This is a genomic window from Alishewanella maricola, assembly GCF_016343785.1.
Taxonomy (GTDB): domain Bacteria; phylum Pseudomonadota; class Gammaproteobacteria; order Enterobacterales; family Alteromonadaceae; genus Alishewanella; species Alishewanella maricola.
Genome location: NZ_JAEINI020000005.1, coordinates 92516 through 115752, shown reverse-complemented (window position 1 = coordinate 115752; position 23237 = coordinate 92516). Strand labels below are relative to the sequence as shown.

At 45.2% G+C, this 23237-nt stretch carries 23 protein-coding genes; 4 read left to right on the top strand and 19 right to left on the bottom strand.

The window, feature by feature from the left end:
• Positions 1 to 4: 4 nt before the first annotated feature.
• The 8 genes from JAO78_RS09330 to rpe form a co-directional block, all read right to left on the bottom strand.
• On the bottom strand, positions 5 to 415 hold the full coding sequence (locus tag JAO78_RS09330; protein ID WP_226751078.1) for an OsmC family protein: 411 nt from the start codon (positions 413 to 415) through the stop codon (positions 5 to 7).
• Between the two features lie 122 nt (positions 416 to 537).
• Complete coding sequence (locus tag JAO78_RS09325; RefSeq protein WP_226751077.1) at positions 538 to 888, bottom strand: DUF3802 family protein; 351 nt, start codon at positions 886 to 888, stop codon at positions 538 to 540.
• 134 nt (positions 889 to 1022) lie between these two features.
• Positions 1023 to 2492, bottom strand: coding sequence for a succinylglutamate-semialdehyde dehydrogenase (gene astD, locus JAO78_RS09320; RefSeq protein WP_226751076.1), 1470 nt, complete (start codon positions 2490 to 2492; stop codon positions 1023 to 1025).
• A 15-nt stretch (positions 2493 to 2507) separates the two neighbouring features.
• On the bottom strand, positions 2508 to 3527 hold the full coding sequence (astA, locus tag JAO78_RS09315; RefSeq protein ID WP_226751075.1) for an arginine N-succinyltransferase: 1020 nt from the start codon (positions 3525 to 3527) through the stop codon (positions 2508 to 2510).
• A 117-nt stretch (positions 3528 to 3644) separates the two neighbouring features.
• Complete coding sequence (locus tag JAO78_RS09310; protein WP_226751074.1) at positions 3645 to 4862, bottom strand: aspartate aminotransferase family protein; 1218 nt, start codon at positions 4860 to 4862, stop codon at positions 3645 to 3647.
• Between the two features lie 271 nt (positions 4863 to 5133).
• The gene (locus JAO78_RS09305) at positions 5134 to 5721 is read right to left on the bottom strand and encodes an anthranilate synthase component II (protein WP_226751073.1); all 588 of its coding nucleotides are present in this window, start codon (positions 5719 to 5721) and stop codon (positions 5134 to 5136) included.
• Between the two features lie 28 nt (positions 5722 to 5749).
• On the bottom strand, positions 5750 to 6754 hold the full coding sequence (gene trpS / locus JAO78_RS09300; protein ID WP_226751072.1) for a tryptophan--tRNA ligase: 1005 nt from the start codon (positions 6752 to 6754) through the stop codon (positions 5750 to 5752).
• An 80-nt stretch (positions 6755 to 6834) separates the two neighbouring features.
• Complete coding sequence (gene rpe, locus JAO78_RS09295) at positions 6835 to 7509, bottom strand: ribulose-phosphate 3-epimerase (protein ID WP_226751071.1); 675 nt, start codon at positions 7507 to 7509, stop codon at positions 6835 to 6837.
• 225 nt (positions 7510 to 7734) lie between these two features.
• Here rpe and JAO78_RS09290 point away from each other — a divergent pair, with 225 nt between their 5' ends.
• The 3 genes from JAO78_RS09290 (at position 7735) to JAO78_RS09280 (ending at position 8976) form a co-directional block, all read left to right on the top strand.
• Positions 7735 to 8418 (top strand): TorF family putative porin, encoded by a 684-nt coding sequence (locus JAO78_RS09290; RefSeq protein WP_226751070.1) that lies wholly within the window; start codon positions 7735 to 7737, stop codon positions 8416 to 8418.
• Positions 8419 to 8535: 117 nt separating this feature from the next.
• Positions 8536 to 8772, top strand: a complete 237-nt coding sequence (locus tag JAO78_RS16780) for a hypothetical protein (RefSeq protein ID WP_255654536.1) — start codon at positions 8536 to 8538, stop codon at positions 8770 to 8772.
• Between the two features lie 9 nt (positions 8773 to 8781).
• A complete protein-coding gene (locus JAO78_RS09280) occupies positions 8782 to 8976 on the top strand; it encodes a DUF2970 domain-containing protein (protein ID WP_226751069.1) in 195 nt (64 codons plus the stop codon).
• Here the strand turns inward: JAO78_RS09280 and JAO78_RS09275 are convergent.
• The 9 genes from JAO78_RS09275 to JAO78_RS09235 all read right to left on the bottom strand — a co-directional run bounded on the left by JAO78_RS09275 (position 8973) and on the right by JAO78_RS09235 (position 17872).
• Complete coding sequence (locus tag JAO78_RS09275; RefSeq protein ID WP_226751068.1) at positions 8973 to 9806, bottom strand: Dam family site-specific DNA-(adenine-N6)-methyltransferase; 834 nt, start codon at positions 9804 to 9806, stop codon at positions 8973 to 8975. The genes JAO78_RS09280 and JAO78_RS09275 overlap by 4 nt on opposite strands.
• The gene (locus JAO78_RS09270) at positions 9807 to 11228 is read right to left on the bottom strand and encodes an SPOR domain-containing protein (protein ID WP_226751067.1); all 1422 of its coding nucleotides are present in this window, start codon (positions 11226 to 11228) and stop codon (positions 9807 to 9809) included.
• Positions 11228 to 12283, bottom strand: a complete 1056-nt coding sequence (gene aroB, locus JAO78_RS09265) for a 3-dehydroquinate synthase (protein ID WP_226751066.1) — start codon at positions 12281 to 12283, stop codon at positions 11228 to 11230. The genes JAO78_RS09270 and aroB overlap by 1 nt, the downstream gene beginning before the upstream one ends.
• A 20-nt stretch (positions 12284 to 12303) precedes the next feature.
• Positions 12304 to 12822, bottom strand: coding sequence for a shikimate kinase AroK (gene aroK, locus JAO78_RS09260; protein ID WP_226751065.1), 519 nt, complete (start codon positions 12820 to 12822; stop codon positions 12304 to 12306).
• 172 nt (positions 12823 to 12994) lie between these two features.
• The gene (locus tag JAO78_RS09255; RefSeq protein ID WP_226751064.1) at positions 12995 to 15064 is read right to left on the bottom strand and encodes a type IV pilus secretin PilQ; all 2070 of its coding nucleotides are present in this window, start codon (positions 15062 to 15064) and stop codon (positions 12995 to 12997) included.
• A 15-nt stretch (positions 15065 to 15079) separates the two neighbouring features.
• Positions 15080 to 15613: a pilus assembly protein PilP gene (locus JAO78_RS09250; protein ID WP_226751063.1), complete on the bottom strand. Its 534-nt coding sequence runs from the start codon at positions 15611 to 15613 to the stop codon at positions 15080 to 15082.
• Complete coding sequence (locus JAO78_RS09245) at positions 15610 to 16209, bottom strand: type IV pilus inner membrane component PilO (protein WP_226751062.1); 600 nt, start codon at positions 16207 to 16209, stop codon at positions 15610 to 15612. The genes JAO78_RS09250 and JAO78_RS09245 overlap by 4 nt, the downstream gene beginning before the upstream one ends.
• Complete coding sequence (locus JAO78_RS09240; RefSeq protein WP_226751061.1) at positions 16206 to 16805, bottom strand: PilN domain-containing protein; 600 nt, start codon at positions 16803 to 16805, stop codon at positions 16206 to 16208. Before JAO78_RS09240 ends, JAO78_RS09245 begins: the two co-directional genes overlap by 4 nt.
• Positions 16793 to 17872 carry a pilus assembly protein PilM gene (locus JAO78_RS09235; protein ID WP_226751060.1) on the bottom strand — a complete coding sequence of 360 codons (1080 nt, stop codon included), beginning with the start codon at positions 17870 to 17872 and terminating at the stop codon, positions 16793 to 16795. The genes JAO78_RS09240 and JAO78_RS09235 overlap by 13 nt, the downstream gene beginning before the upstream one ends.
• Before the next feature lie 156 nt (positions 17873 to 18028).
• Between JAO78_RS09235 and JAO78_RS09230 the strand changes: the two genes are divergently transcribed.
• Positions 18029 to 20593, top strand: a complete 2565-nt coding sequence (locus tag JAO78_RS09230) for a penicillin-binding protein 1A (RefSeq protein WP_439647508.1) — start codon at positions 18029 to 18031, stop codon at positions 20591 to 20593.
• A gap of 36 nt (positions 20594 to 20629) precedes the next feature.
• Here JAO78_RS09230 and argH read toward each other — a convergent pair whose 3' ends face one another.
• Together argH and JAO78_RS09220 are read right to left on the bottom strand one after the other, a co-directional pair.
• Positions 20630 to 22015 carry an argininosuccinate lyase gene (argH, locus tag JAO78_RS09225; RefSeq protein WP_226751058.1) on the bottom strand — a complete coding sequence of 462 codons (1386 nt, stop codon included), beginning with the start codon at positions 22013 to 22015 and terminating at the stop codon, positions 20630 to 20632.
• A 5-nt stretch (positions 22016 to 22020) separates the two neighbouring features.
• Complete coding sequence (locus JAO78_RS09220) at positions 22021 to 23235, bottom strand: argininosuccinate synthase (protein WP_226751057.1); 1215 nt, start codon at positions 23233 to 23235, stop codon at positions 22021 to 22023.
• Positions 23236 to 23237: the final 2 nt, after the last annotated feature.

The window sequence follows — 23237 nt, the reverse complement described above, 5'->3', positions numbered from 1 at the left end:
TGATTCACTCAGCGTCTTCAACACTAAATGAGTGAGTTACTTTTACGCTTTGCGATAACATAATAGACACTGAGCAATACTTCTCAGCAGACAAGCTTACGGCTCGTTCTACGTGCTTTTCGCTTAAGGCTTTACCGCTAACAACAAAATGTAAATGCAGCTCAGTAAAGACTTTAGGCACAGTCTCAGCGCGCACACCGGATAATTCAACCCGGCAAGCTGACACTTGCTGACGTGCTTTTTCTAAAATACTGACCACATCAACCGATGAACATGCGCCGGCTGACATCAATAGCATTTCCATTGGCGTCGGTGCGGTATTACTGTCACGATCGGCATCGAATACTACGGCATGACCACTCTCAGATTGACCTAAAAAAGTTAACCCATTGACCCAACTGACCTTGGCTTTCATCTTCGTATCTCAGCTTTAAAACAAGGGTGAGTATTCTACGTAAAAGACCAGTGTGCCGCCAGTTAAATCGCACATGAACTGCCGAGCAGCCATAACGTTTATACGGGTAACATCAGTAATTGTTAATCAAATAATTCGGCAATGGCGTTATCAAATAAATTTTTAATTAACAGCGCGATCTCGTTAATTAATTCGACTTGTTGTGGCGTGGCGGTATTGTCTAATACCGAGGCAAGGATTTCTTGAAAATCATACATGATACCGTCAATCTCACGGATAATCAGTGCGCGATGATTCATTTCGAGTTCTTGATGTTGCGTGCACAAGGTGATAATTTGCTCTGCAATATGCTCTTCTAATAAAGCGCCTATCGATTTACCCGATGCATCTGCGGGGCCTTGAGTAGTAAATAAATCTAATTGTTCAGTTAAAAACTGAATAAGATGTTCATAACCGACCTTATCAATAACCATACTGTACCTATATCGTCATAGTGCGGCGAGTTTTGCTGATAAACAGCAAAATGTTGTGTTATCAACTCTCTTTATTTAAGCAAACAATGTTATGAAAAACAAATCGGCGCCGAAGCGCCGATAAACTGACGCACTTAAAATTGTAAGCCGGGTGACAATTGTTCGGGTAACACCACTTGTTCTAACTCTACCGACGCCACGGGATAAGCGCAATAATCGGCGGCATAATAAGCGCTAGCACGATGATTACCACTTTTACCTATACCACCAAATGGCGCCGCTGAACTGGCACCTGTGATAGGCCGGTTCCAGTTTACAATACCCGCACGAATATGCTTGTAGAAGTGTTGATACAGCTCATGGCTATCGCTTAACAAGCCCGCTGACAAACCAAAGCTGGTGTTATTCGCTGCAGCAATGGCGGCATCAAAATCGCTAAAGCGGAACACTTTTAATAAAGGGCCAAAGTGCTCTTCATCTGGAAAATCAGTAATGTGCGTACACTCAATAATACCTGGCGTGACCAAGGCTTTATCGGCATACGGTTGGCTTAACGGCAGTAAGATCTCACCGCCTAACGCTACCAGTTGCTGCTGCGCGGCTAACATCCCTTTCGCTGCTTGGACGGAGATCATGGCCCCCATAAATGGCTGCGGCTGGGCATCGTATTCACCCACTTGAATGTTGCGGCTAACCTCTAACAAGCGCTGTAAAATCGCATCACCTTTAGCGCCTACAGGTAAAAATAACTTACGAGCACAAGTACAGCGCTGGCCTGAGGTAATAAAGGCCGATTGCACAATATCGTGCACCGCAGCATCAATATTTGCCACATCTTGCACTATTAAGGGGTTATTTCCGCCCATTTCCAGGGCCAGAATTTTTTCTGGTCGGCCGGCAAACTGTTGATGTAAATAATGGCCGGTGCGAGAACTCCCGGTAAAGAACAAGCCATCAATGCCATCATCACTGGCCAAGGCTTTACCTGTATCAACTTCACCTTGCACCAAGTTTAACACACCGGCGGGAAGTTCGACTTGTTGCCATAATTTAACGGTTAATTCTGCTACTTTTGGCGTTAATTCCGACGGTTTAAACACCACGGTATTACCCGCGAGAAGTGCGGGTACAATGTGGCCATTAGGCAAGTGGCCTGGAAAATTATACGGGCCAAACACCGCCACAACACCATGTGGTTTATGACGTAAAAACGCTCGCCCTTGTGGCATCGGGTTTTCTTTGGTGCCAGTACGTTCTTCATAGGCGCGCACTGAAATGTCTATTTTACCGATCATGGCGCCCACTTCGGTTAGGCTTTCCCATAACGCTTTGCCGGTATCTTCAGCAATACAGGCCGCCAGTTGTTCTTTATGGCTGCTTAGTTGGGCGGCGAACTGTTTAACAAACACCACACGCTCTGCAAAACCCAAGCCTCCCCAAGCAATTTGTGCTTGACGCGCGGCGAGGATAGCTTGCTTAACTTGCGTGGCACTGGCCGCTTGGCCTTGCCAAATAACCTTATTTTTTGCGGGATCGATAGAGTGAAAAGCTTGACCTTCACCTGCCTGCCATTGACCGTTAATAAACTGCACTGCTTGGCTCATCTGTCTCTCCTATTATTATAGTTTGCTGATCCGCACCCACTCACCAGCATTGACCTGCAAGGCCTTAGCGAGTTCGGCGGGAATGCTAATTTCTGTACTATTGGCCTGCGGTTGTAACTCTGCCCAACAAGCTCGAAAATCGCTTAGGGTCGTATTACAAATCATATAGGCCTCACCACTTCCCGTTGCCTCAGCAATACGCACTTGTAAACGCTGGCTGTCTCGGATGGCTCTGATCTGTGAAATGCGCGCTTCTACCGTTGGGCCTGCATCAAAAATATCGACGTAACCACGACAAGAAAAACCTTCAGACTCTAACAAAGCGAGCGCCGGGCGGGTTTGTTCGTGCACCTGACCAATCACTTGCTGTGCGGCTTTGCTCAGCAAACTGACATAAATTGGATATTTTGGCATCAGTTCGGCAATAAACTCTTTTTGACCAATGCCTGTTAAGTAATCTGCCGTTGGAAAATCAACTGAAAAGAAGTGGGCTTGTAACCATTGCCAAAATGGTGAGTTACCTTGGGCATCAGATACGCCACGTAACTCGGCAATAATTTTATCTGAGAAACGTTCAGCAAACTCAGCTAAAAATAAAAAGCGCATTTTAGACAACAAGCGGCCATTAAACTTCTGGCGAAACGGCGGTCGCAAAAACAAAGTACATAATTCGCTTACGCCCGTGTAGTCATTACATAACGTCAAGATATCGACCGTTTTGTACACGCCTAAGGTTTTCGAGCTATGCACGACCTTACCAAGATGATAATGATAGAACGCATCTTCTAGCCCTACGGCGGCCTCTAACGCACTGGTACCACACACCTGGCCACTCGACGTATCCTCCAGCACAAACAAATAACCTTCGTCTCCGGGCGAACTGACGGTCTTATTAAAAGACGCCATCGAACGACTGATTTTACGCATCAGCAGCTCTTCATTAACCGGCAACGAGGTAAAGCCATGTCCTGACTCTACCGCCATTTGATACAGTGCGGGGTAATCATTCGCTCGGATCGGGCGAATCACCATCATGCTAGCTTACTCCATTCTGATACAGGCTGCGGTCGCAACTCAGGGCTAAAAGCCCCAAGTTTGACTGAGCATGCAGTTGAATTAACGATTATCGACAAGCAAAAACGCGTAAACCGCTTAGCCTTTGACAACTTGCGCCACGGCAGATGCAAAACGCTTCATACCTTCACGAATTTCAGCTTCGGTAATAACCAGCGAGGGTGCAAAGCGCACAACATCGGTGCCAGCAACTAAAGCAAATAAACCATGGTCAGCTGCCGCTAAGAAAAACTCACGTGAACGGCCTTTGTATTGCTCGTTTAATACCGCACCTAACAACATGCCTTTACCACGCACTTCGGCAAACACCTTGTGCTCGGCATTAATCGTGGCTAAACACTCGCGGAAAATGGCTTCGTTTTTCAATACCCCTTCTAATACTTCAGGGGTATTGATGGTGTCGATTGCGGCTTCAGCAACGGCACAAGCTAAGGGGTTACCGCCATAAGTACTACCATGGGTACCCACTTTTAAATGTTGTGCAATCGCCGTGGTGGTTAACATAGCGCCCACCGGGAAACCGCCACCAAGCGATTTTGCCGTGGTCAAGATATCGGGTGTGACACCGTAGTTCATGTACGCATATAACTGGCCTGTGCGACCAACGCCTGTTTGTACTTCATCAAAAACTAATAAGGCATTGTGCTGATCACACAGCTCACGTAACCCTTTTAAAAACGCTGCATCGCCGGGAATAATGCCGCCTTCACCTTGAATGGGCTCAACAACGATGGCGCAGGTTTTATCCGAGATCAGCGCTTTCACGCTGTCTAAGTTATTAAATTCAGCATGCACAATAGCACCAGGTTTTGGACCAAAACCGTCAGAATATGAAGCTTGGCCGCCGACCGTTACGGTAAAGAATGTCCGACCATGGAAACTCTTACCAAACGAGATAATTTCTTGCTTGCTCTCGTCAAAATTGTCTAAAGCCCAACGACGCACTAATTTAAAGGCCGCTTCGTTAGCTTCAGCACCAGAGTTACAAAAATACACTTTTTCGGCGAAGGTCGCGTCGACTAACTTTTTCGCTAAACGCAGCGCAGGCTCGTTAGTGAGAACATTACTTAAATGCCACAGTTTTTCAGCCTGCGTTTTTAACGCATTCACTAACGCAGGATGACAATGACCTAAGCTACTGACCGCAATACCACCTGCAAAGTCGATATATTCCCGACCTTCTTGATCCCAAACGCGAGCGCCTTGCCCTTTTACCGGTATCAATTTTGCTGGAGCATAATTGGGTACCATTACGTCATCGAACAAAGCTCGGGTTACTTGGATCTCTGCGGTCATATTCGTGTTCCTCTTTCGCTTATTTGTAGGGAATAGCTTGCACGTATAGGTGTAAGTATTGACATCGTGATAGCGCCATTATTACAGATTATACTGACGTTGTCTTGCATCTACATCTGTAGCAACACCTGAAAAAACAAGGGATACAGATAGATTTGCAGTGGAAATGAATATTCAAGCGCTTCTTAAGAATATTCAATGAAAGCGAAATGCTCGGCGAGATGCAGCAGCCTATGCCTTAGCGGTAAACCGCGCTATTTTTATGAAAAGCTTAAATAGTCACTGCTAAAAAATTTGCGAGCATCCGCTGTCCTTGCTCACTGAGAATCGCTTCCGGATGAAATTGCACACTATGTAGTGCTAAGGCTGGGTCGTACAGGCCCATAATTTCAGGCGGCTCGTTTTCATTAAGCGGAATAGTTGTGGCACTGACTTGCAGATTTGCCGGTAAGCTTGCGGCCTCTACCAACAACGAATGATAACGCGTCACACTCAGTGGTGAGGGTAACTGCTGAAACACCGACTGGTGCTGATGTTGAATAATCGAGTTTTTACCGTGCATCACGCGGGGCGCCCGCACCACTTTAGCCCCAAATACTTGTGCTATCGCCTGATGTCCTAAGCAAACCCCCAAAATAGGGATCTGACCGGCAAAAGCCTCAATTGCGGCTAAACTGATGCCCGCTTGACTAGGATTACCCGGCCCCGGTGAAATCACCAGATAACGCGGAGCCATGCTGCGGATCTGTTCGACATTGATGTCATCATTGCGGCGCACCACAACTTGCTGCCCTAAGGCAGCAAAATATTGCACCAGATTCCAAGTAAAAGAATCATAGTTGTCGATCATCAGCAGCATAGGGTATTAACTCCAGACCCAAACCAACTTAAGGCGTGACAAAACCAACAGCGGCATTCACCTGCTCTAACGTTTTGCAAGCATGCTCACGAGCACTGGCGGCACCAGCTCGCATGACTTGCTGCATATAGGCTTGATCCGCTCTGATTTCTTTAAAGCGCTGCTGTACCGGTTCTAATAAACCAATCACGGCATCGGCCACATCTGTTTTTAAATGGCCGTACATCTTACCTTCGTATTCATTGGTTAAGGTTGTTACCGTTTTACCGGTTACACCACTGAGAATATTCAATAAGTTTGCTACACCAGGTTTATTCTCTTGATCAAAGTAAACGCGTGGTGGATCTTCAGAGTCTGTCATCGCTTTTTTAAACTTTTTACTGATCACTTTGGGATCTTCTAATAAGCCAACGAAATTCCAAGGGTTTTCATCAGACTTTGACATCTTCTTTTGCGGCTCTTGTAGGCTCATGACACGCGCGGCTACCGCTGGGATAAAGGGCTCAGGCACCGTAAAAATATCACCATGCAAGGCATTAAAGCGGCTGGCAACATCACGAGCTAATTCTAAATGTTGCTTTTGATCTTGACCTACAGGTACTTGATTCGCTTGATACAGCAGAATATCGGCCGCCATTAACACCGGGTAAGTAAACAAACCGGCATTAACGTTATTGTTATGCCGCTCTGATTTATCTTTAAACTGTGTCATACGACTTAATTCACCAAACTGGGTATAACAATTTAATATCCATGCTAGTTGGCTATGTTCAGGCACATGTGACTGCATAAAGACCGCTGAACGAGCCGGATCGATCCCACAAGCTAAGTACAGTGCCAAACTATCCAAGGAAGCACTTCGCAGCGCCGTAGGATCTTGACGCACTGTAATGGCATGCAAATCGACAATACAATACAAGCAATTGTAATCATTTTGCATTTCATCCCATTGACGCAATGCCCCAAGGTAATTACCAATCGTCAATTGTCCTGAAGGTTGTGCGCCACTTAGCACTATCGGTTTACGACTCATTCTTTGCAGTATCCTGTTTTAAAACCATGTAAGCGCGATATTATACGCTGTTGTCGGCTAAGCTCGCAGCAAAAAAGCCATTAACAGCAGACTTTTGCTAATTCAACTCGCATCGCTTGTATCGTTGCCGCGTAATCGGGCGTGTTAAAAATAGCCGAGCCAGCGACAAACATATCAGCACCCGCACGAGCAATGTCAGCGATATTATCTAAATTAACGCCACCATCAACCTCTAAACGGATTGACCGACCACTTTGCGTAATACGTTGCCGTGCTGCTTGTAACTTATCGAGCGTGGCAGGAATAAACTTCTGGCCACCAAAACCCGGATTCACCGACATCAATAACACCACATCAATTTTATCCATGACGTAATCCAGATAACTGAGCGGTGTTGCAGGATTAAACACCAAGCCAGCTTGGCAACCGTGTTCTTTGATCAGCTGTAAGGTACGGTCGATATGCCGAGAGGCTTCGGGATGAAAAGTAATAATACTGGCGCCGGCTTTAGCAAACTGCGGCACCATGCTATCGACAGGCTCAACCATCAAATGCACATCGATGGGGGCCGTCACACCATAATCTCGCAACGCTTGGCAAACCATCGGCCCCATAGTGAGGTTAGGGACATAATGGTTATCCATCACGTCAAAGTGCACCACATCCGCTCCAGCAGAGAGCACCTTGGCTACATCGTCACCTAGGCGAGCAAAGTCAGCAGACAGAATAGACGGCGCGATTAAAAATGGTTGCATCAGTGTTCTCCTTGGAAAAACACCGACTTTACTGAATTATTCAACAGAATGCATCAACGGCTTAAGCCGTGCTGCACAAAATACAAGCATAGCTGCACCAAGATGTCGCAAAACTTAGCAAACCAAGTCGATCAAAAAAACTAAGGTGCTGTTTATTAATGAAAATTTCCACATGGCATATATCTTGGAAACAATTAGATGAATCCAATATGAGGGGAAACAATAATGACATTATTAAAAAAACTATCTGTAGCAACTTATAGCACCTTATTTGTAGCCATGAGCGCGGCCAGCATGCAGAGCCACGCGGTAGAAGTGAGTGGCGATGTCACCTTTGTTTCTGACTATGCCTTCCGTGGTATTTCACAAACGGACGAAGCGGCAGCCTTACAGGGTGGTTTAACCTTAAGTGATGAGTCAGGCATCTATTTGTCAGTATGGGGCTCAAGCGTTGATTTCGGTGGTACTGGCACTTTAGAGCTAGACGTGATGTTAGGTTGGAGCGGTGATATTGCTGAAGGTTGGTCGGCCGACGTAGGTATTATGCGTTATGGCTACCCAAACACCGAGTTCGAAGGCTCTAACTTCTGGGAACTATACGGTTCTGTTGCTTACAAAGACTTCAGCTTAGGCTTAGCCTACAGCGATGATTACTATGGCAACACTGGTAACTACTACTATGTCTATGCCGGTTACAGCTTAGCGTTAACCGATAATCTGGCTGTTGATTTTCATGTTGGTCAAAACGAATATTCAGACGATAGCTCATTAAGCTATTTAGACTACGGTGTCACGGTCAGCACTGAGGTATTGGGTCTTGGGTTATCATTAGCCTATATCGATACCGATGTTAAAGATTTATATTTAGCTGATAGTCGTGTGGTGTTTGGCGTCTCAAAAAGCTTCTAAATCTCGTTTCCATCACTAACTTACGCCACCGATACAGTGCTTAATAAATAATCAGCTTGTATCTGGTGGTGTAATCTACTAATATAAGGAAGTTATGCGTCGTTAACAGGATTTAACATGAAACTAACTAAAACCAGCAAATCAATGCTTGCCATCAGTGGTGTGGTGTTTGCTGTTGCGCTTTGGCAAATAGATAGTTTGTCGCAATGCTCTGACAACCTTGTTGGCTGTAAAGAAATTCAACGTAATTGGGTGAGTTGGTTGTCTGGCGATAGTCGCTCTGTACAGTTCCATTTTGTTGATTTTCTAGAACTTTTAAGTCGTATGTCTCCTAGCAACAATAACCCTTCTTAGTTTCTTGGTATGAGCCACACGAAAGCAAGTACTTGGCAAATTATCAAAGCCGTGCTCGGCGCTTTTATTGGCGTACAGTCTGAAAAACAACGCTTACAAGATTTTCAAAGCGACAGCGCGGTACCTTACATTATCACAGGCATTCTGATGGCAGCGCTATTTGTGAGTGTCTTATTATTGATCGTTAGCTTCGTCGTCCCTTAACTGCTTTTTTGCTCGGCCAGATATAACGCAAATAACTCTGCAACCTTACCCCTAGCACTGCCCTTTTGACTGATAGAACGACTAACGTTTATGGTGTGCAACTCTGCTTGCTGATAAATCTTCCGAGTCCAAGTCGTATCGTGATTACTGATCAACACGCTATGCCCATTAGCCTGCGCTTGCTCGGCTAAAATCGCTAACTGCGCCTGATCATCTAAAGTAAAACCCTGCCGCGCATAACTGGTGAAACTGGCCGTTTTACTTAAAGGGACATAAGGAGGATCACAATACACGGAGGCGCCAGCAGTTAACTGCTGAAAGACATCTTGATAGCTGCTACAGGTAAACTCGGCGAGCTGTGCTTTTTCCGCAAAGAAATACAGCTCGGCCTCTGGGAAATAAGGCTTTTTATAACTACCAAAGGGTACGTTGAATTTGCCAGACAGGTTGTAACGACATAAACCGTTGTAACCATGGCGATTCAAATACAAAAATAACAAAGCACGTTGATAGGTATCTTGTTGCTCATTAAACTGCTGCCGAAAGCGGATATAGCTTGTGCGCTCGTTGGCACTGGGCACAAAAAGTTGACGGGCGTCAGCAATATAACGCTCTGGCTGCTGCTGAACAATTTTATATAATTCAATCAGATCAGCATTAATATCGTTTAGCTTGTAAGACGGATAATGCGTGTTCAAAAAAACGGAGCCCGCACCGACAAAAGGCTCAACCAAACAATCAGCTGCGGGCAAATGCCGCTGCAACTGCTCGACTAAATTATATTTACCACCCGCCCACTTTAAAAAGGCACGACTTCTTTTCTGTACCACTTAATTATCCTGACTACTTTGGGCCAGTTGCAATCGTTGCCAAGCTTTGATCTCTTGCTGGACAGCACCCACACTTTTAATAAAAGGCCCAGCTGAGCTCAGCGCGCTGGGTAATTTTTGCACATACTGTTTAGCGGCGGTATTGCTGGCGAAACTTTGGCTGACGATGACCCATTGACCTCGCCCCTGCCAACTGCGTTGATAAACTTGTATCGATAATTTTGGATAGTTACGCTTAAATCGGCTTAACGCGTTTTCACTCGATAATACCGCGATTTGCACAACAAAATGTTGAGCAGGCGTGGCAAGTAATGCGCCGTGCTGATGCACCTTCGGCGTGTCTTGTTCGCGTTTCACTTCAGGCTCAGGGGTAAGCACTGATTCTTGTAATAACTTAGCAGGTAATGGCTGCACATTATTTAATGTGGTTGCTACTGTCGGTTCTGCAACGACAGTTTTGGCCTCGTCAATAACAGCAGCCTTAATGTTCTCAGCGTTGCTGGGCATAGCGACTATAGCGGGCTCGGGCTCGGCTTCTACTTCAGCTTCTGCTTCAGCTAACTCTGGCATCCTAGCGTCATTAGATAAATCAATCAGAGCTGATTGACTCGTTGCACCAATCGTTTCAGGGCTTGCTGTAGCTGATTGCTCTTGCGGTATGGGTACAATGGCCATCTCTGCAACAGGATTTGCTTGATCTGCTGAAGGTGTTGAATTTAACCAGCTAGTGAGGATAAACAATACGATCAGTGCCGCGCCTACGCCTGCTGCAATTAAGGGGGCTTTGGGTCTGCTAACCACGGGCTTGCGTGCCGCCCGAGCCGTTCGTGCAGGCGCTGGGCTAATTAATTTATGCAGGTTATTCTGACAGTTGGCAAAACGTTCCGCTAACGTTAAGGGATCTAATTGTTCTGCCTGTAACAACTGCTCGCAATCCGCTAAGGTAAGCCCAGGGATCGTCAAATTAAGCTGCATCTGACTATCCGCTTGCGTCGTGAAGACAAATAATGTCACCGGTAAACTTAAGATCCAAGCATATTGCTCAGTACTTAATAGCTCGGGATTATCGGTAATTAAAATATAACGGGTATCGGCGTCAACGTTTTGCAAACGCTGCAATAGATTTTGCTCGGTTAAATCACTGGTCGCGAACCATTGTTTGCCAAGCTGCGAAGCTAATAATGCCTCAGCAATCGGTGCTTGAAGCATTGCAACATTGACAGAGATTTCTTCAGCTTCAGAAAATAATTCAGCTAAGGCGAGAGCCAATGTCGATTTACCACTGCCTGAAGCACCAATAATAGCGAGGCGGGAAAAATCATTAAAGGCTAATTGAAATAATAAGCGCGATAACACATCACGTTGCGAGGGCAGCAAATACCCAGAATTGGCCAGCTGTTGTTGGAGGCCGCGTACTTTCATCAGGCAAAAACTTGGCTAAGTTCGTGCTCGGTTACATCCGCAACCACTTTACTGGCACCTAACGCCGTTGGCAGAATAAAACGCATCTTGCCCTCTTTCACTTTTTTATCTGTTTTCATATACGGCAGAAAGTCTGTGATGCTCATCTGTGCAGGTGCAACAGTAGGCAAGTTAAAAGCCTGCAATAATGCGATGGTTTGAGTGAGTTCGTTATCACTTAACCAACCTCGACTCTGCGCAAGTTTAGCCGCCATCACCATACCAACGGCAACCGCTTCACCATGCAGCCATTCGCCGTAGCCCAAAAAGGCTTCAATAGCGTGACCAAAAGTATGACCAAGATTTAATAAGGCACGGTCACCTTGCTCGGTCTCGTCACGACTAACAATATTGGCTTTCATTTGGCAGCAATGTTTGATCATTTGCGCTAACACTAGCGGCTCTTTACGTTGAATAGCCGGCGCATTCGCTAACAACCACTGAATAAAAGCAGCATCGCCTAATAAACCGTATTTCGCCACCTCTGCCATGCCTGCAGCAAATTCGCGATCAGGTAAGGTGCTCAACACACTAGTATTGATTAACACTTGCTCGGGCTGTTTAAACGCACCGATCATATTCTTACCCAACGGATGATTAACTGCGGTTTTACCACCGACGGATGAATCAACTTGCGCCAATAAGGTGGTCGGAATTTGTACAAAGCGCACACCACGTTGGAAACACGCTGCAACAAAACCGGTCATATCACCAATTACGCCGCCACCTAATGCGACAAGCACCGCATCCCGTGACACTTTTTGCTCTAACAAAAAGGATAGCACTTGCTCAAACGATGCCAGCGTTTTATAGGCTTCGCCATCTGGTAAAAGGAAATGTTTTACCGGTTGCTGGAATAACGCCCTGACAGCGGCCAGATATGGTTCAGCAACAGTAGGATTTGAAACAATCACTACCTGAGCCGCTTTCGCTAGCTCAGGGAGTAATGCAGGAAACGTATCGGAGATGATGATGGGATAACTGCGCTCGCCAAGTTGTACAGCAACTTCTTGCATATGCAGTTCTCCTTTAACGATTAAAAACCCAGTTGCTCAATAATCTGGTTAGCTACATTGCGGGCACTTTGTTCATCGGTACGAACAGTAAAGTCAGCAATCTCCGTATATAACGGGTTGCGTTCAGCTGCTAGACGTTCTAAAACTTCTTTTGGCTCTTCTTCTGTTTGCAATAATGGCCGCTTTTTATCACGTTGTGTTCTGGCCACTTGCTTTTCAATAGGCGTTTCTAAATAGACCACGATACCGCGGGCAGATAACCTATTGCGCGTTTCTTTACTGATAACTGAGCCACCACCGGTCGCTAATACTATTCCTTGTAATTCAGTTAGATCCTGAATGACATTTTCCTCACGCACCCGAAAACCCTCCTCGCCTTCAAGGTCAAAAACCCAGGCGATATCGGCACCAGTGCGTCGTTCAATTTCCTGATCAGAATCATAAAAATCAAGATGCAGCATGTCTGCTAAATGGCGGCCGATTGTGCTTTTACCTGCACCCATTGGCCCCACAAGGAAGATATTACGTTTTTCTGCCATATGTCGTATTGCTAAATCAGCTAACTCAAAGAAAAGTTGAATTCAAGGACCACTAGGCTCCCACGAAAATTTGAAGCGCTGAATTATGTCAGGAATGCCCTTTGATTGGCAAGTTAATTCTGACAGCGTCATCCGCACAAGCGATGGTCAGCGACCATCGCTTGTGCCTGAATTAAGGCTGGCCTTCAGTCAAAATACGTGGTGTAACGAAAATTAACAGCTCGCTTTTCTCGTTTAATTCGCTTTTGTTGCGGAATAACACACCCATGTAAGGCAGATCACCCAGTAACGGTACTTTAGTAACCGTTGATACCACTTGCTGCTGGTAGATACCGCCTAACACAATAGTTTCGCCATTGTCGGCTAACACTTGCGTTTTAATTTGCTGTGTATCAATAGCTGTAGCTGGGCCTGTAGGCGTTTGTACTGTCTCACCACGGGTATTTTGGGTAATGACTAAGTCTAAAATAATCTTGTTGTCTGGGGTGATTTGCGGTGTCACCGTTAAGCTCAACACGGCTTTCTTGAATTCTACCGTTGTCGCACCACTGGAAGCTGCTTGCACGTAAGGGATTTCAACACCCTGCTCAATACTCGCTTCTTTTTGGTTAGAAGTTGTGATGCGTGGACTAGCAATCACTTCACCTTTGTTTTCTTGCTCTAACGCCGATAATTCAAGATCTAACAAAGTCCCGTCAGCTAACCGAGCAACATGAAAGGCAATACTACCAGCAGGACTAGAAACGGGCAGATTTACATTCCAACGATCATCTAACGCTGGGAAACCACCCGTTGAAATACCATTAGCGCCGGTGGCATTACCTGAGACACCGCGATCACCGCCACTGGTACTTTGTTGATCACTAAAACCCCAACGAATACCAAGCTCATCCGTTACGCTGTCATTTACCGTGACAATACGCGATTCGATTAAAACTTGGCGTACAGGAATATCTAAACGTTCAATTAATCTGCGAACATTTTCAATGTTACGGGCTGTATCTTTGATTAAGATGGTATTGGTGCGTTCATCCACGACAACACTGCCGCGAGGAGAAAGTAATGTTGCATCTTTATTGGACAACAACAGCGCTAAATCAACGGCTTTTGCATAATTAATTTGTAAGAAATCTGAATACAAAGGCTCTAACTCTTCCACCCGCTGTAATACTTCTAATTCTTTCGCTTCTCGCGCGGCTAACTCTTCAGTTGGCGCCACCAACAGAATGTTACCTTCCATACGCTTATCTAAACCTTTAACACGCATCACGATATCTAAGGCCTGATCCCACGGAGTACCATCTAAGCGCAAAGTAATATTACCAACAACAGAATCACTGGTGACTAAGTTGAAGCCGTTATAATCGGCGATAATTTGTAGTACGGTTCTTACCGGAATATCTTGGAAGTTCAAAGAAATAGCACGGCCTTTATAATCACGACCACCACCTAAAATACTCCGGCTGGTCAAATCACGTTGCATAGTAACCGTAAAAATATTGTCGATTTGCTGATAGTTAAAAGTGAACTGATCTGTGGCATCAATCACTAAACGCGTAGAGGTTTTAGTTTTAAAAGTTTCAATACCTTTCACTACTGTCGCAAAATCGCCGACATCAAGCTGATAAAGTAACTCATCGGGAATATCGGTGTTATAGAATTCAATTTCTAATTTGCCAAGACGCTCTTGCACATCAACTGCCGCTGCATTTTCTTTTAAAAATACTAAAATTCGGCCTTCGCCTTTGTCACCACGACGAAAATCAATTGCTTGCAACTTATTAATAAAGCTTGGATTAAGCTCAGATGTCGAACCCGCTTTGACAATTTGCGGTGAATTAGCGAGGTGCACAGCATAGACATTACCATCAAGTCTGGTGCGGTAGACTTTTAAGGAATCCATGCTGATAACAGAATTAATGCCACCTTCAGACAAGGTAGACTTCACTCGGCTAACGCCGGCATTATTAATGGCCACATCCGCAATACGCTGTTCCAGCTCAGCTTCAGCAAAGCGCACGTTTAAACGTGATGGCTCATTTAACAGGCTGATGTCCGGCTCTTGCAGCAAGGGTTCATCGAACACGAACTCGATCTCGGTTTCACCATTAAGTAATGGATTGAAACGAACCTCGTAGAGCAAGGGCGCTGCACTAGCAGGTAAAGCAAGCAATAACCACGATAACAAACCAAGTCTGCTAACTTTGCGTCCTACATTTTTAATTTTTATTAATTTATCCATGATTCACTCGCACACCTAGTTACCTGCAGTCGCAGCATCGTACATCTGGATCCGTGTTTCACGTTCCACCCAGCAGCCAGAACCATCAGGAATTAATTCCAGTAAATCGATATAAGTTGGCTCTACATTGATTACTTTGCCACTGAATAAGCCCAAATAATTATCAATTGTTACTCTGTATAAAGACTTGTCAGCAGATTCAATCAAGCCCCAGAGTTTATCGCCATCCCCTAAAGTACCGCGCATTGTCAGGTTTTCCAACGCAAATCTTTCCAGCAGTTCTTTGCGCCGATTAGGATCCGGATACAAACAATCTTGTTGTTGCAAGAGTCGTTCCTGAATTGCTTCTGGCGTAGGTTCTGCAAAAGGACTACGTTCATTTGCAGCCGCATAACTGATATGAGAAAACTCTTTTACTTGCGGTAACGGTTCAATACGTTGCCGTGTATTGGCTTTTACATTATCCATATGAGCTTGAATATGGTCGACGCTGTCAAAACAACCGCTGAGTAGCAGCACTGAGGTACCGGCTAGCAGTAAGGCTCTCATTGGCTGTTCTCCTTGTAGCGATAGGTTTTTGCGACCACATTAAACCTTAGTTTACCGTCTTTTTCAGCTTGAATATTAAAGTCATGCAAACTGACAATACGCGGTAATTTAGCCACTTCGCTGACAAAGTTACCAAATTGATGGTAATCGCCGGTCACATCAATCTTAATTGGCAGCTCGGTGTAGAATTCTTTTTCAACTTCCGGTTCCCAGTTAATTTTGGAAAAAACTAAACCGCTTGTTGTGCCAACATAGGTAATGTCATCCAACAAACCAGGCGTTTCAGACGTGGTCGGTAGCTGTTTTAATAAGAAAGCTAATGAATCTTGCATTTCTTTCATTTGTTCGCGATACGCTTCTAGGTTCACCGCAACCGCATAGCGGGTTTGATACAATTGCATCAGTTCGGTTTCTTTTTGTTTCGCGCTCGCCAACTCGTCAATTTTACTGTCGATTAATAAGTAATAACTGATTACTGACACCAAGGCCGCTAAAATAGCAGCAAAAATCACTTTCACCAATACAGGCCAAGAGCCCATATTGTCTAAGTCTAAATCATTAACATCAATATCAGATAACTTCATGTTGAGGCTCATCTCCGGCCTCCCTGTGCATTGTTTTTAGTCTCTGCGTTGCTGTTGTCTAGGGCTTCAAAGCCGACAATTTTTAAGTGCATTTGAAAATCACTTAATAAACTTGAGCGCTCTTTGGCAGCTTGAATAAACTCGAGGTAAGGCTCTGCTAATAACTCTGACTGCTCCGCTTCACGCAGCATATTAGACAGTCGGTTATTTGACTCACTTTTCCCCACTAACAGTAACATCGAGCCTTTTTTCTCTAATTGTGTCAAATAAACACCGTTTGGAATGATGGTCGCAATTTCAGACATCACTTGCGTACCTAAATTTCGGCTGCTTTGCAGTTGCTCAATCAATGTTAAACGTTGTTGCAAGCTGCGTTTGGTTTCATTTAAACGGCTAATCTCGGCAATTCGTTGATCTAAGATGCTAATTTCACTTTGCAGATACTGATTACGCTTCGCTTGGCCTTCTAAACGTGCGTTGTAAATCATATTAATTAAAAAAAACACCAAAAAACTCATTAATGCGGTAAAAGCCAATACCATCACATAGTTTTTTTGACGTTCCTTTCTAGCCGCATCACGCCACGGCAGTAGGTTTATATGTGCCATGGTGAAAAACTCCTTAAGGCTAACCCACTGGCTACCATTAATTGTGGAGCATGCTTATCTAAAAGATCGCGGTCAATTGATGACGCCACTTCCATACTGTTAAAGGGATCAGCTATCACAGTGTGAATGCCTAACTCGTCAATTAATAACTTATCGATACCTTCAATCATACCTGAACCACCCGACACTACGATGTAATCCAGTGTTTCTTTACCACTGCTGGTTAAGTACATTTGAATACCGCGCCGGATCTGTTGCAGTAACATAGTTTGAAAAGGTGCTAACACTTCGAAAGTATAATTAGGGGGTAAATCACCAGAAACTTTGGCAGTTTCAGCTTCATCGTAGCTTTTATTGTAGTAAGACAAAATACTGCGAGTATATTGTTCGCCACCGAATACTTGGTCACGGGTATAGAGTGTTTTGCCACCTTCAACAATGCTTAATAATGTCATGGTTGCACCAATATCTATCATAGCAACCACTTTATTGGCGGCATCCGCAGGTAACTGACTTAAACATAACTCTGCTGACCGACTTAACGCATAGCTTTCAACATCGACAACCTTTGCTGTAAAACCGCCATCGGCTAATGCAGCAACTCGCGCTTCTAAACTTTCAGTTCGAGCAGCACTTAAAAGCACGTTAACTTTAGAAGGATCGGCTTCATTAACATCAAGTTTTTCAAAATCAAGACTAACTTCATTTAATGGATAAGGAATTAAAGTATCCGCTTCAACTTCAATTTGGCTTTCAAGTTCAGCGTCAGTTAATGACACATCCATGAAAATGACTTTGCTGATAACGGTAGAACCAGAAATAGCTGCAGCCGCAAACTTAACATTACGTGGAATTTTTTTACGAATTTTCGCTAGCACATTACCAACAGCTTCAATGTCTTGGATCTCACGATCTGCCATTGCGCCTTTTACCATGGGCTCAACTGCAAAGGCTTCTACCCTGTAGTAGCCACTGTGCATACTTAATAGCACTGCTTTCACGGTGTGAGAACCGATGTCAATGCCCACCATTATGGGTGATTGTTTACTAAACAGGCTTTTAATCATAGCGCCTTGCAGCCGTATTATTATTTATCGATTTTTGTTTAGGTATTCTTAGTCCAGTCACAGGTTTTTGGCAAGAAAAAGCGTTTAATCTCAACCTAATAAATATATACTAGCAGCGTTATTGTCAAATTGGGAGTTAAAAATTGGGGGCCAACGGTGTCGTGGGTTAAAAAGCTTTTTATTTTGTTCGTCTTAATGACATTTTTAGGTGTCGCCACTATCGGTATTACCTATGTGGTTCTAAAAGATGACCTACCTGATGTTGCCACTTTAAAAGATGTGCGGCTGCAAACCCCCATGCAAGTATTCACCGCTGATGGCGAACTGATCTCCCAGTTTGGCGAGCAACGCCGCATACCTTTAACCTTAGAGCAAATGCCCCCCTTATTGCTCGAAGCTTTCCTAGCAACCGAAGATACTCGTTTTTATGAACATCCTGGTATTGATATTATTGGTATTATTCGTGCCGCCAGTGTAGTTGCGACGTCGGGTGAATTAAGCCAAGGTGCCAGTACCATCACCCAACAATTAGCTCGAAATTTCTTTTTATCGCGTGAGAAAAAAATCATTCGTAAAGTAAAAGAGATCTTTTTAGCGATCCACATTGAACAGCTACTGACTAAACAAGAAATTTTAGAGCTTTATTTAAATAAAATTGAACTAGGTCAACGTGCTTTTGGTGTCGGTGCTGCTGCTCAAGTGTACTTTGGCAAGTCTGTCACTGAACTTACGGTTGACGAAATTGCCATTATCGCGGGTTTACCTAAAGCGCCATCCATCCTTAACCCCGTTCGTTCTGCCAGTAACGCTCGCGCTAGACGTAACGTGGTGTTAGGTCGGATGCTCGATACCGGCGCTATCGATCAAGCAACTTATGAAAACGCCATTGCTGCACCTGTGACCAGCCGCTTGCATGGTGCACAAATTACCGCATCAGCACCCTACATTGCTGAAATGGTTCGGCAACAAATGGTTGACTTGTTCGGTGAAGAAGTCGCCTATGCTGATGGCTTTAAAGTCTTTACAACTATCAATAGTCAACAACAAGCCGCTGCCAAACAAGCGTTACAGCAAAATATCTACGATTACGATGAACGCCATGGTTATCGCGGCCCTGTTGCCAGAGCGTGGCAGGCCGAATTTGTCAGTAACGATGATGAGTCTCCTGTGTTTAACGAAAGCGGGCGTTTAGATGACATGGCACTTACCCAGTTTCTTGACCAACAACAGGGAATCGAAGATTTAGTGCCAGCGGTAGTATTGAGCGTGGCGCAACAAAGTGCGGAAGTGATTTTAAAAGGCGGCCAAACTCTCACTTTGGAATGGGATGGCTTAAAATGGGCGCGTAACTTTATTGCTGATGATCGTCAAGGTGCAGCACCAAAATCTGCTGCCAGCATCTTAGCACCCGGCATGAGTATTTTAGTACGTCAGCAAGATAATGCCTGGCGTTTAAGCCAAGTGCCTTTAGTCAGTAGTGCTTTGGTGGCATTAGACCCGCAAAACGGTGCGATCCGCTCATTAGTTGGTGGCTACAGCTTCTCACAAAGCCAATTTAATCGCGTAACACAAGCTAAGCGTCAAGTCGGCTCAAACGTAAAACCTTTTATCTATTCTGCGGCTTTAGAGCAAAACTATACTTTAGCCAGCATCATGAATGATGCTCCCATCCATCAATGGGATAATAACGCGGGTATTGCATGGCGGCCGAAGAATTCACCCGCCGTTTATGATGGACCAATTCGCATCCGTGAAGCTTTAGCTAAATCCAAAAACGTCGTGTCGATCCGCTTATTGCGCGGTATCGGGGTTGATGCCAGTATTGCCCATTTGCAAAAATTTGGCTTTGCACAAAGCGACCTGCCACGTAACGAAACGCTTGCGCTGGGTTCAGCCTCATTAACCCCATTAGAAGTGGTTACTGGCTATGCCGTTTTTGCTAATGGTGGCCATTTGGTTCAGCCTTATGTTGTTGATAAAGTTATCAATGCCGAAGGTAAAGTGGTTTATCAACATCAACCGTTGTTGGCTTGCCAAGCCTGTGGCGAACAGCAAAATCCAGACAGTTCTGCCGAGCTGACCGACGCGACAGTAGATGAATTAACTGACCTTAACGCCATGGCAACAGAACAATATGCGCCACAAGTTATTTCAGCCCAAAATGCGTTCTTAATCGCCGATGCCTTAAAAAGCAGCGTTTGGGGCGGTGGCGATTGGCGACAAGGCACAGGCTGGAATGGTACGGCCTGGCAATTACAAAGCTTAAAACGTCGAGATATTGCGGGTAAAACCGGTACCACCAACGACTCTAAAGATACCTGGTTTTCAGGCTTTACCCCGCAACTTGTTGTAACAAGTTGGGTTGGTTTTGATGATGCTAACCGCAGCTTAGGCCGTGCCTTGTGGAATGCCAATTTAGACAGAAATCAAAGTGCAGGCACAGAGTCTGGTGCTCGTACTGCTCTGCCAGCTTGGCTAAACTACATGCGAGTTGTATTGCCCGCTTATGCTGAAAAGTCTTTACCAACTCCCGTAGGTATTTCTTCAGTACGTATTGATCAGGCCACTGGGCTGTTAAGCCGTCGTACCGATGACAGCAGTACCTTTGAATACTTCAAGTTGGGCACGGAGCCGACGCAATACGTTTCAGGAAGTGTACCGCAAATTCAATTTGGCGAAGAGCCGGTTGAAAAAACTGAAGAAGTCGAAGAATTGTTCTAAAAAAACCGGCGAAAGCCGGTTTTTTTTCAAATGGCCTTAGGCCAAAATACTATCCAACCAAGCTTGGCGCGCTTTTAACGCAGCCAATACGCGTTGTGGTGAAGTGCCACCATAAGCATTGCGCTTCGCTAAGCCGGCTTCGATGGTCAAAGCAGCAAACACATCATCACTGATCAGTTCACACACCTGCTGCATCTCTGCTAATGGCAGTGCTTCTAACGCAACCTTCGCCGCTGATGCCTTTAACACCAGCTCTCCGGATAATTCATGCGCATCACGAAACGGAATACCCTTCGCCACCAGATAATCGGCTAAGTCAGTGGCATTGCTATAGCCGAGCTCTGCTGCTAAACGACATTGCGCTTCGTTTACCGACAAATGCGGCAATACGGTTGCCAGTACTAACAACGATTGCTGCCAGGTACTCATCAAGTCGAAAAAGCCTTGCTTATCTTCTTGCATGTCTTTGTTGTATGCCAGAGGTAAACCTTTAATGACATGCAAAATGGCCACTAAATGGCCCAAGACACGACCGGTTTTACCACGCAATAACTCAAATACATCGGGGTTTTTCTTTTGCGGCATTAAAGAGGAGCCGCTACTGATCGCGTCACCTAATTTAAAGAAGCCCGCTTCGCCTGAGCAAAAGAAAATAACATCTTCTGACAAACGTGATAAATGCGTCATGCATAAAGTTGCGGCAGCGGATAACTCAACCACATAGTCACGATCGGAAACCGCATCTAAGCTGTTAGCTGCAGGTTCGGCAAAATCTAGGCGTTGTGCCAGTGTATGCCGATCCATTGCTACGCCCGTTCCGGCAAGTGCGCCACAACCTAGCGGACAACTGTCTAAACGTGCGACAGCATCATCCAATCGGCCCAGGTCACGTTTAAACATTTCTACATAGGCCAAGGCCCAGTGCGCCACTAATACCGGCTGTGCCCGCTGTAAGTGGGTAAAACCCGGCATCACGGCGGTTTCGGCGCGCTCAGCAAACACCAACAAGGCTTTTAACGCCGCCAGTAGTGATTGACGCACATGACCCGCATTTAAACGAGTCCAGAGCCGCAAGTCAGTTGCAACTAAGTCATTACGGCTGCGCCCCGTGTGTAATTTCTTCGCAACATTACCTAGCTTGGCCGTTAGTTGGGCTTCGACCCAACTATGAATATCTTCTTCTTGCGTTTGCAACGGTAACTTAGGATCAGCTTCAATCGCTACAGCTAAGTCGGCCAGGCCGGCATCTAACTGCTGCGCTTCTTGCTGATTAATAATACCGGCTTGCAGCAAGCCCGCAGCCCAAGCACGGGATGCGGTAATATCTTGCAATGCAAGTTGATAATCAAAGCTCAAGGAATCGTTGAACTCACGAAATTCTGCCAGTGTGGCCTCAGTAAAGCGCCCTCCCCACATAGCCATAATACTTAACCCTTGTTTGCGTGTAAGGCTCTGATCCGGCTAGCCAGACTATATAATCTGATAAAGCCTTCAGCGTCTTTTTGGTTATACACTTCATCACCTTCGAACGTGGCGAATGCTTCTGAGTACAAGCTGTTTGGTGAGCGACGCTTCGCTACCGTGACATTACCTTTGTATAGTTTGATCACAACATCACCGGTTAGCTGTGATGCTAAAGAGGTTGCTGCGGCAAGTAAGGCGTCTTTTAATGGCGTGAACCAACGTCCATCATAAACCAGCTGCGCAAACTCTAAACCCACTTCTTCACGGTATTTCAGTGAAGTACGGTCATACACTAAGGCTTCTAAACCTTTTAATGCGGCTAATAAAATTGTACCGCCGGGTGTTTCATAACAACCCCGAGATTTCATGCCAACCAAACGGTTTTCAACAATATCGATACGGCCAACACCATGCTCAGAGCCGATATCATTCAGTAACTCAATGGCAGCAACACCCCCCATCGCTTGACCATTGATGGTGGTTAATTCACCGGCTTCGAAACTTAACTCAACGTAAGCTGCTTGATCAGGAGCTTGTTCAGGTGATTTCGTCCACATCCAGATTTGATCTGAAGGCTCGTTCCACGGATTCTCAATTTCACCGCCTTCGTGTGAAATATGCCATAAGTTAGCATCACGGCTATAAATCTTGGTCGCAGAAGCGGTAGTCGGAATATTTTTCTCAGCCAAGTAATTAAGCAGTGACTGACGAGAGTTAAATTCCCATTCACGCCATGGCGCGATCACTTTTAATTGTGGCGCTAACGCGGCAAAGGCCCCTTCAAAACGTACTTGGTCATTACCTTTACCAGTACAGCCGTGACATAACGCATCAGCACCTAATTCTAAGGCTAAATTAACTTGGGCACGCGCAATCACAGGGCGTGCCATAGAGGTTCCCAATAAATATTGGCCTTCATACACCGCACCGGTTTTTAACGTCGGGAAAATCACTTCATTGACTAGCTCTTCACGTAAGTCAACGATGTAGCAGCTGCTAGCACCTGATTTAATGGCTTTTTCTTCTACACCGGCAAGCTCTTCGTCCCCTTGACCGACGTTAGCAACAAAGGCAATCACCTCGCAGTTATAATTATCCTTTAACCACGGCACGATAGCCGATGTATCTAAACCACCTGAATAGGCTAAAACTACCTTTTTAACGTTTTCAACGCTCATCA

Excerpts from the sequence above, each read along its gene's own strand:
- JAO78_RS09330 (WP_226751078.1), bottom strand. The coding sequence starts at position 415 with ATGAAAGCCAAGGTCAGTTGGGTCAATGGGTTAACTTTTTTAGGTCAA.
- JAO78_RS09325 (WP_226751077.1), bottom strand. The coding sequence starts at position 888 with ATGGTTATTGATAAGGTCGGTTATGAACATCTTATTCAGTTTTTAACT.
- astD (WP_226751076.1), bottom strand. The coding sequence starts at position 2,492 with ATGAGCCAAGCAGTGCAGTTTATTAACGGTCAATGGCAGGCAGGTGAA.
- astA (WP_226751075.1), bottom strand. The coding sequence starts at position 3,527 with ATGATGGTGATTCGCCCGATCCGAGCGAATGATTACCCCGCACTGTAT.
- JAO78_RS09310 (WP_226751074.1), bottom strand. The coding sequence starts at position 4,862 with ATGACCGCAGAGATCCAAGTAACCCGAGCTTTGTTCGATGACGTAATG.
- JAO78_RS09305 (WP_226751073.1), bottom strand. The coding sequence starts at position 5,721 with ATGCTGCTGATGATCGACAACTATGATTCTTTTACTTGGAATCTGGTG.
- trpS (WP_226751072.1), bottom strand. The coding sequence starts at position 6,754 with ATGAGTCGTAAACCGATAGTGCTAAGTGGCGCACAACCTTCAGGACAA.
- rpe (WP_226751071.1), bottom strand. The coding sequence starts at position 7,509 with ATGCAACCATTTTTAATCGCGCCGTCTATTCTGTCTGCTGACTTTGCT.
- JAO78_RS09290 (WP_226751070.1), top strand. The coding sequence starts at position 7,735 with ATGACATTATTAAAAAAACTATCTGTAGCAACTTATAGCACCTTATTT.
- JAO78_RS16780 (WP_255654536.1), top strand. The coding sequence starts at position 8,536 with ATGAAACTAACTAAAACCAGCAAATCAATGCTTGCCATCAGTGGTGTG.
- JAO78_RS09280 (WP_226751069.1), top strand. The coding sequence starts at position 8,782 with ATGAGCCACACGAAAGCAAGTACTTGGCAAATTATCAAAGCCGTGCTC.
- JAO78_RS09270 (WP_226751067.1), bottom strand. The coding sequence starts at position 11,228 with ATGAAAGTACGCGGCCTCCAACAACAGCTGGCCAATTCTGGGTATTTG.
- aroB (WP_226751066.1), bottom strand. The coding sequence starts at position 12,283 with ATGCAAGAAGTTGCTGTACAACTTGGCGAGCGCAGTTATCCCATCATC.
- aroK (WP_226751065.1), bottom strand. The coding sequence starts at position 12,822 with ATGGCAGAAAAACGTAATATCTTCCTTGTGGGGCCAATGGGTGCAGGT.
- JAO78_RS09255 (WP_226751064.1), bottom strand. The coding sequence starts at position 15,064 with ATGGATAAATTAATAAAAATTAAAAATGTAGGACGCAAAGTTAGCAGA.
- JAO78_RS09250 (WP_226751063.1), bottom strand. The coding sequence starts at position 15,613 with ATGAGAGCCTTACTGCTAGCCGGTACCTCAGTGCTGCTACTCAGCGGT.
- JAO78_RS09245 (WP_226751062.1), bottom strand. The coding sequence starts at position 16,209 with ATGAGCCTCAACATGAAGTTATCTGATATTGATGTTAATGATTTAGAC.
- JAO78_RS09240 (WP_226751061.1), bottom strand. The coding sequence starts at position 16,805 with ATGGCACATATAAACCTACTGCCGTGGCGTGATGCGGCTAGAAAGGAA.
- JAO78_RS09235 (WP_226751060.1), bottom strand. The coding sequence starts at position 17,872 with ATGATTAAAAGCCTGTTTAGTAAACAATCACCCATAATGGTGGGCATT.
- argH (WP_226751058.1), bottom strand. The coding sequence starts at position 22,015 with ATGGCTATGTGGGGAGGGCGCTTTACTGAGGCCACACTGGCAGAATTT.
- JAO78_RS09220 (WP_226751057.1), bottom strand. The coding sequence starts at position 23,235 with ATGAGCGTTGAAAACGTTAAAAAGGTAGTTTTAGCCTATTCAGGTGGT.